We start from the raw sequence: 7,189 nt of genomic DNA, 5'->3' as shown, positions 1-7,189 counted from the left end.
AGAACCCCACCCCCAACCCCCTCCCCGCAAGCGAGGAGGGGACTATGATATACCTCATGTGATTAGGAACCGCTATATGCCAGGATATTACATAAGTTATTTTGCTTCTACCTGTGCTGCTGCTGAATTGACAGTTTAAGGTAATTGATCATTGTTTGTTGCTTGTTGGCGTTTGCTTGATTCAATTCTCTCCTTAAACAAACTCATTACAACTTTAACTTAAAATTGTGGCAAATGTCCAACTTTAGGCAGGTGTGATGTCTGCAAAATGAGGCAGAGACAGATAGAGTGGAGAGGTAAATGGGTGTAAATGTCGCATTCAACCCGGAAAGCTGGTAGTGTGTATTCTCGATCCTACTGTTGAGCATAAAGTAAAGTGGCTGCCGAATCGATGACCATCACGATTACACTCGATACTGAGTATGTTAACAATCTAGATATTTCACCTGCCGTCAGGGTGATTGAGCAACTGCTGGAAGAGAAGGCGATCGCATCTCACGAACAGCAACTGAGCTTTGAGATAAAATATGCTTTAGAACCTGGAGACCCCCGCGAACTTTCCGAAATTCCAGAGTTGCGACTGTGGTTTGTGCGTTTGGATGCCAAATATCCCTGGTTACCATTTTTACTTGATTGGAAATCTGGCGAATTTGCTCGTTATACGGCCATGCTTGTACCACACCAATTCAGTGCTAAAGAAGGTATTCAATATAATCCGGAAGCTTTAGAAATATTTCTGATGCACAAAATTTTTATTTTAGGTGATTGGCTAAAACAGCAAGGTATCCCCAGCCAATCGCGGTTAAAGTCTATGGCGCAAATGCTCGGTTATGACTTAGATGATACCTTTTTTGAGATTTTTTCTTAAGAACCTCACCCTTAATCCCTCTCTTTAGTAAGGCTACGGTGTACACAGAAGTCTTGCCTGTCTGCGTTTGAGCCTGTTTTGCCCCCTAAATCCCCCAAGTTTGGGGGACGAGTGAAAATTCTTGTTCCCCCAGAATTGGGGGTTAGGGGGCGATTCGATCACTTGTGTGTACACGGTAGCTTTAGTAAGGAGAGGGGAGAATGTCAAAAATCTTCCATGTATATACATAATTAGGTTTCTGAGTTGTGATCATCTAAAGTCCCGTTACGGGCAAAAATTTCAATAGCTTCACTTCTGGTCAAATTATTTTCAGATGCCAATTCTGCCAGCTTTTCCCAAGCTGTATCTGTGAGTCGCATAGACCTGAGATGTTTCGGCTCACGACCATAATCCATCTTAAATTGACCCGAAGCAGTACGCTTGCGCCTTGGTGATTTCTGAAGAGTACCTGAGTACTGATTGACGGTTGGCGGTTTGGGAGTCTGATTACTGGTGACTAAGTTAATTAGTTGGTCAATGAGGCGATCGCGCTCCATTGGTAACAACTGGTGACTATGTAACATATTCTGAATAATGGTGAAATGTACTAATGTCCCCATAAAAATCCGCGCCGCTACTGCTGGGTCAGGTAGTTGCAGTTCTGGATGGTCTGTAAAATATTGCGTCAGCATTTCCAAAGCAGGTTTGTGTATGTTCCGCACAAACTCTTGCGCCAGTAACGGGAAACGTCCAGACTCGCCGATAATCACTCTGACTAAATTCAATATTTCCTGCTGTTCGGTCATCCGCACCAAAATGTTGGTTGCTAAACGGCGCAAAACATTTTGAGGTTCTCCTTCCAGGAAATGCGGGTCTTGGGGATTAAATACTGCCCGAAAATTTTCCTGGGCTAGTCGCTCAATCAGGGCAATAAATAATCTCTCTTTATCCTGAAAGTAGCTGTAAACCGTTGTTTTGGATACTCCTGCTGCTGCTGTCACCTTATCCATTGTTGTAGCAGCATAGCCATTTGCTAAAAATTCTTGCATAGCACCAGCGAAAATCGCATCAACTTTCTCTGGTGACAGCAAACGGTCTACCTGATTACTTTTTGGCTGTTTTTTTTTCATATTCAGATTTTTGGACTATTGACATTATTAGAATGTACAGTTTAGTTTAGTTACATAACAACTGAACTAACTAGTTTACTCATACGTAAAAGAGGGGGCTTATGCTACCTGCTAGCACAGCTAAAGGTTCCGCATTCCTTAAGCCTAGCTCTCGCCAACTGATTATGTTGGCAGTAGCTACAAGTTTGGCGATCGCCGGTACAACAGGTTACAAATTTTGGCAATCACAAGCAACTCAAACGACTCCCACCGAGCAGGTGAGCATACCTGAAATAAAAACGGTGACGGCTCTGGGGAGACTAGAACCCAAAGGAAAAGTGATTAAACTTTCCGCATCGGCATCGAGTCAAGGTAGTCGGGTAGAGAAGCTATTGGTCAAGGAAGGAGATCAGGTGAAAGTTGGGGAGGCGATCGCTATTTTAGATAATCGCGATCGCTTACAAGGGGCATTGCAAGAAGCCGAAGCAGCCGTGAAAGTAGCACGGATCAATCTGGCAAAAATTCAGCAAGGTGCAAAAGTAGGCGAAATCCAGGCGCAAAAAGCCGAGATGGCGCGTATCCAAGCCCAGACTCTAGGAGATGAAACTCAGCAAAGAGAAACAGTCACCAGATTAGAGGTACAGTGGCAAGGAGAGAAAACGGCACAACAAGCCACAATTAAGAAGCTCGAAGCCGAATTGAAAAATGCCCAAGTAGAATTGCAACGCTATCAGCAGTTGTATTCTGAAGGCGCAATTTCCCAGTCCTTATTTGACACCAAGCGCTTGAGTGTCGATATTATCACCCAGCAGCTGAGTGAAGCCAGAGCCATTCTCAAACGCATTGATGGCACTGGTCGCCAACAAATTACCGAAGCTCAGACAGTGCTAACTCGACTTCAAGCAACTGGCAATCAACAAGCCAATGTCGCCTCGGCTACCTTAGACCGTATTGCCGAAGTCCGACCGATAGATGTCGCTGGGGCAGAAGCAGAAATTAACCGTGCGATCGCAGTGGCGAAACAGGCAAAGGCTAACTTAGATCAGGCTTATGTAAAATCACCCCAAGATGGTGTGATCTTTGATATTCATACCCGCTCAGGTGAAATGGTATCTAACGACGGCATTATCGAGATTGGGCAAACCAACCAGATGTATGCAGTTGTCGAAATTTATCAAAGCGACGTGAGCAAAGTGCAACCTCAACAACGGGTGCGAATATCAAGTAATTCTCTACCAGGTGAATTAGTCGGAACAGTAGATTGGGTGGGCTGGAAAGTGCAACGGCAAAATATTATTAACAGTGACCCCACAGAAAATATTGACTCCAGAGTTGTGGAAGTCCACGTCCAACTCGATGAAACATCCAGCCAAAAAGCCGCCAAATTTACCAATTTACAAGTCAAGGCGGTGATTGAACTATGAACGAATTAATTAAACAACTACAACGGCGAACACCTCTCGGATGGTTACAACTCAGCCATCATAAAAGTCGTTTGTTAGTCGCTATAGCAGGAATTGCCTTTGCAGATGTCCTGATGTTTATGCAGCTTGGCTTTCAGAATGCGCTCTACGACAGCAACACCACCATAAATCGGGCTGTGCTGGCAGATATCATTTTAATGAGTCCGCAAAGTCGGAATATGCAAAATATGTCCACCTTTTCACGACGGCGATTATTGCAGGCTGCTGATGTTCCGGGTGTACAATCAGCTACAGCCATGTATATCGGTTTAATCACTTGGAAGAATCCCCAAACACGGCGGAAAACCTCAGTCCAAGCCATTGGTGTCACTCATGAACAGCCTGTTTTAGACTTACCAGAACTAAATGCTCAATTAGACAAGATTAAACTACCTGATTCCTTTATCTTTGACCGTGGAGCCAGAGGTGAATACCAAGAAGTATTTCGCCAAATTGACGCAGGTAAAACTGTATCCACAGAGGTAGATAAACGTACCATTACCATCAGTGGCGCATTTAAATTAGGTGCATCCTTTGGCGCTGACGGTACATTGATATCCAACGATGACAATTTTTTAAGATTATTTCCCAGACGACAAGTAGGGAGTATCAGCCTGGGCTTGATAGATATTCAACCAGGCTATGACTCGCAGCAGGTAGCCGCAGCCTTAAAATTGCACCTCCAAAATAATGAAGATGTCAAAGTGCTAACACGGGAGGAATTTATCAAATTTGAGGAAGACTACTGGAAAAGTGAAAGCCCCATTGGTTTTATCTTCAGTTTGGGTGTATCTATGGGATTTCTGGTAGGTGTGATTATTGTCTATCAAGTTCTTTCTACTGACGTGAATGCCCATTTGAAAGAATATGCCACCTTCAAAGCAATGGGTTATCCCAATTCATACTTATTAGGGGTGATTTTTGAAGAAGCGATTATTTTAGCTTTCCTGGGTTTTATTCCCGGATTTGTTGTGCCTTTGGGACTTTACCGGTTGGCTCGCAATGCGACAAATTTACCGATATACATGACTTTATTCAGAGCAGTAGTTGTGTTATTACTGACCATCATTATGTGTACTATTTCTGGAGTTATCGCCACTCAGAGATTACAATCTGCTGACCCTGCGGATATGTTTTAGGGAATGGGGATAAATCAATTCAAAATTCAAAATTCAAAATTCAAAATAAGAGAATGCTGAGACTGGGTATTGGGGCTAAAGATTTTAACTTCCGAATGACTAATGACTAATGACTAATGTTATCTCTATTGAAAATCTTGATCATTACTTTGGTAGTGGTCAACTGAGTAAGCAGGTTTTATTCAATATCAATCTCACAATTAATGCCGGTGAGATTGTGATTATGACAGGGCCTTCTGGTTCTGGTAAAACGACACTGCTAACTTTGGTGGGAGGGTTGCGTTCTGTCCAGTCTGGTAGTATGCGAGTTTTAGACAGAGAACTTTGTGGTGCTAGTAGCAAACAGTTAACACAGGCGCGGCGAAGTAACGGTTATATCTTTCAAGCGCACAACTTACATGGTAGTTTAACCGCACTCCAGAATGTCCGGATGGGTTTGGAAGTGCAACCGCAAATTTCTACCCAGCAAATGCTTCACCAATCACAACAAATGCTAGAAGCAGTGGGTTTGGGAGAGCGACTGAATTACTATCCAGATAATTTGTCTGGTGGACAAAAACAACGGGTTGCGATCGCACGAGCGTTGGTAAGTCAGCCTAAAATTGTCTTAGCCGATGAACCCACAGCTGCACTCGATAAACAATCGGGGCGTGATGTGGTGGAAATTATGCAGAAATTAGCGAAAGAGCAAGGCTGTACAATTTTGCTCGTGACCCACGATAACCGCATTTTAGATATCGCTGACCGGATTATTTACATGGAAGATGGTCATCTCGTGAGAAATGATGTAAATACTTTAAGTAGTGCTTAATGCTGAGTGGAAGGTTTTTTTTCAGCACTCAGCACTGGTTTAGCCAGCCCAAATTTTATCCAAAACTATTTGGGGTGAAATATCCGCCATTTGACCTGTAGGTGATTTAATCGCCAGAAATTTATCACTTTTCGGCAACAACTTCGCAGGATCTGTGGGACCAAATAGAGCGATAGTATAAGTTTGCACTGCAACACTTAGGTGAAGTAGTGGATCATCAGTTGATAACATCAAACTTGCGCCGCCAATCATGGCAGCTAATTTGCCAATATTATCAGGAGAAGTCACCTTAATACCTGGAGTTCTTTCCAGAAGCGATCGCTCATTTTCATCTGTTTGAATCACCACCACAGGCAAATCTGGCTGCTTTTGTTGACATTCGTAAATAATTTGCTGCCAATTTTTCACAGGGTAGAGTTTATCCACACCTGTTGGAGATACCTCACTAGAACCAGCATGAATTAATATGTAGCCTGTTTCATTTACCCCCAAGCGTTTTTGTTCATTTTGTGACCATTCAATATCTGGTTTCGGTACATTAACTGCTAACTCTGGGCAAGGGGTTTTAATCCCAAACGGTTGCAGCAAGTCGTGGTAAGCTGCCGCTATGTACTGCTTTGGTGGGAATGGTACAGGATTAGTCAGAAAAACTGCTCCTTTGCCTTGGTAGCCAACGCGGGTAGGAATCCCCGTTAACCAAAGTAAAAGCCCCATTAACCAACTGTTTCCCACAGTGATGACGGCATCATACTCGCGATCGCGAATCGTGCCGACGAAATTACTCCAATCCGCCAGACTGTTGCGGTCTTTATAATCAAAGGTCAGGACATCATTAACTGACTTGCTCACCCGATAGGCAGCCTTTGACCGGGGTTCCACAACGACATCTAACTGAGCGTTAGGGTAATCACGCTTGAGATCATCTAGTGTCGGGAAGAAAAGAATTTGGTCGCCAATTCCGCCAGGAACAAGGGCTACTACTCGCATAATATTTATTGACGCGTACTCGCTCCTTATTTTAGGTGAATATAGGTGTTAGAAATTAGTGATTAGTTATTAGACATTAGTTATTAGTCGTTAATTGCTTGAGGTTTTCTGTGTATTTACTTATTCCATCGGCGGGAATCGGCAAAAGAATGGGAGGAACCCGTAACAAACTCCTTTTGGAAGTGCGATCGCAACCAATCATTGCTTGGACTCTCAAAGCGGCGGCAGCAGCCAGTACAATCAAGTGGATCGGGATTATTTCTCAACCTTGTGATTGGCCTGAGTTTAAGGACATTCTCGCTGACTTAAATGTGACTAAACCAGTGGAATTTATAGCGGGCGGCTCCACCCGTCAAGAATCGGTTTACAACGGCTTGCAGGCGCTCCCAGCCACCGCAGAACAGGTATTAATTCACGATGGCGCTCGATGTCTGGCAACACCAGATTTACTCGACTCCTGCGCCGCAGCTATCCGCCAATGTTCTGGTTTAATTGCGGCTGTCCCGGTGAAAGATACGATCAAAGTTGTGGATGAGCATGGCATCATTCAAAGCACACCCGACCGACGGCAATTGTGGGCAGCACAAACACCTCAAGGTTTTAATGTCAAGTTATTGAAAGAGTGTCACGCCGAAGGTGTGCGTCAGGGTTGGGAAGTCACAGATGATGCGGCTTTATTTGAAAGATGCGGTATTGAAGTCCAAATTGTCCCCGGAGAAGAGACTAATTTAAAAGTTACCACTCCTCAAGATTTAGCGATCGCCGAATTTATCCTCAGCAACCGATAAGAGGCAGGGGGGAAGAGGCAGGGGGGCAGGGAGCAGGGAGCAGGG

General features: G+C 44.0%; 7 protein-coding genes. 5 read left to right on the top strand and 2 right to left on the bottom strand.

All coding sequences use genetic code 11. From position 1 onward, the window contains the following. Window positions 1-391: 391 nt before the first annotated feature. Complete coding sequence (locus AACX33_RS04080) at window positions 392-868, top strand: CRR6 family NdhI maturation factor (protein ID WP_193998397.1); 477 nt, start codon at window positions 392-394, stop codon at window positions 866-868. A 230-nt stretch (window positions 869-1,098) separates the two neighbouring features. On the opposite strand, the gene AACX33_RS04075 is transcribed toward AACX33_RS04080, so the two are convergent. Beyond that, window positions 1,099-1,977 (bottom strand): TetR/AcrR family transcriptional regulator, encoded by an 879-nt coding sequence (locus AACX33_RS04075; protein ID WP_193998295.1) that lies wholly within the window; start codon window positions 1,975-1,977, stop codon window positions 1,099-1,101. Between the two features lie 101 nt (window positions 1,978-2,078). On the opposite strand from AACX33_RS04075, the gene AACX33_RS04070 reads away from it, so the two are divergent. From AACX33_RS04070 to AACX33_RS04060, 3 genes are all read left to right on the top strand, one after another. Then, window positions 2,079-3,380: an HlyD family efflux transporter periplasmic adaptor subunit gene (locus tag AACX33_RS04070; protein WP_193998296.1), complete on the top strand. Its 1,302-nt coding sequence runs from the start codon at window positions 2,079-2,081 to the stop codon at window positions 3,378-3,380. Then, on the top strand, window positions 3,377-4,558 hold the full coding sequence (devC, locus tag AACX33_RS04065) for an ABC transporter permease DevC (RefSeq protein WP_193998297.1): 1,182 nt from the start codon (window positions 3,377-3,379) through the stop codon (window positions 4,556-4,558). The genes AACX33_RS04070 and devC overlap by 4 nt, the downstream gene beginning before the upstream one ends. Window positions 4,559-4,667: 109 nt before the next feature. Further along, on the top strand, window positions 4,668-5,369 hold the full coding sequence (locus AACX33_RS04060; RefSeq protein WP_193998298.1) for a DevA family ABC transporter ATP-binding protein: 702 nt from the start codon (window positions 4,668-4,670) through the stop codon (window positions 5,367-5,369). Between the two features lie 39 nt (window positions 5,370-5,408). Here the strand turns inward: AACX33_RS04060 and AACX33_RS04055 are convergent, their stop codons facing one another. Next, window positions 5,409-6,356: a glycosyltransferase family 9 protein gene (locus AACX33_RS04055; protein WP_193998299.1), complete on the bottom strand. Its 948-nt coding sequence runs from the start codon at window positions 6,354-6,356 to the stop codon at window positions 5,409-5,411. Between the two features lie 110 nt (window positions 6,357-6,466). On the opposite strand from AACX33_RS04055, the gene ispD reads away from it, so the two are divergent. Beyond that, window positions 6,467-7,144, top strand: coding sequence for a 2-C-methyl-D-erythritol 4-phosphate cytidylyltransferase (ispD, locus tag AACX33_RS04050; protein WP_193998300.1), 678 nt, complete (start codon window positions 6,467-6,469; stop codon window positions 7,142-7,144). Window positions 7,145-7,189: the final 45 nt, after the last annotated feature.

The sequence above is a fragment of the Nodularia sp. LEGE 04288 genome (genome assembly GCF_963896525.1).
Taxonomy (GTDB): Bacteria; Cyanobacteriota; Cyanobacteriia; order Cyanobacteriales; family Nostocaceae; genus Nodularia.
Note: the sequence above shows the minus strand (reverse complement) of the source record. Positions and strands in the feature narration are given on the sequence as shown.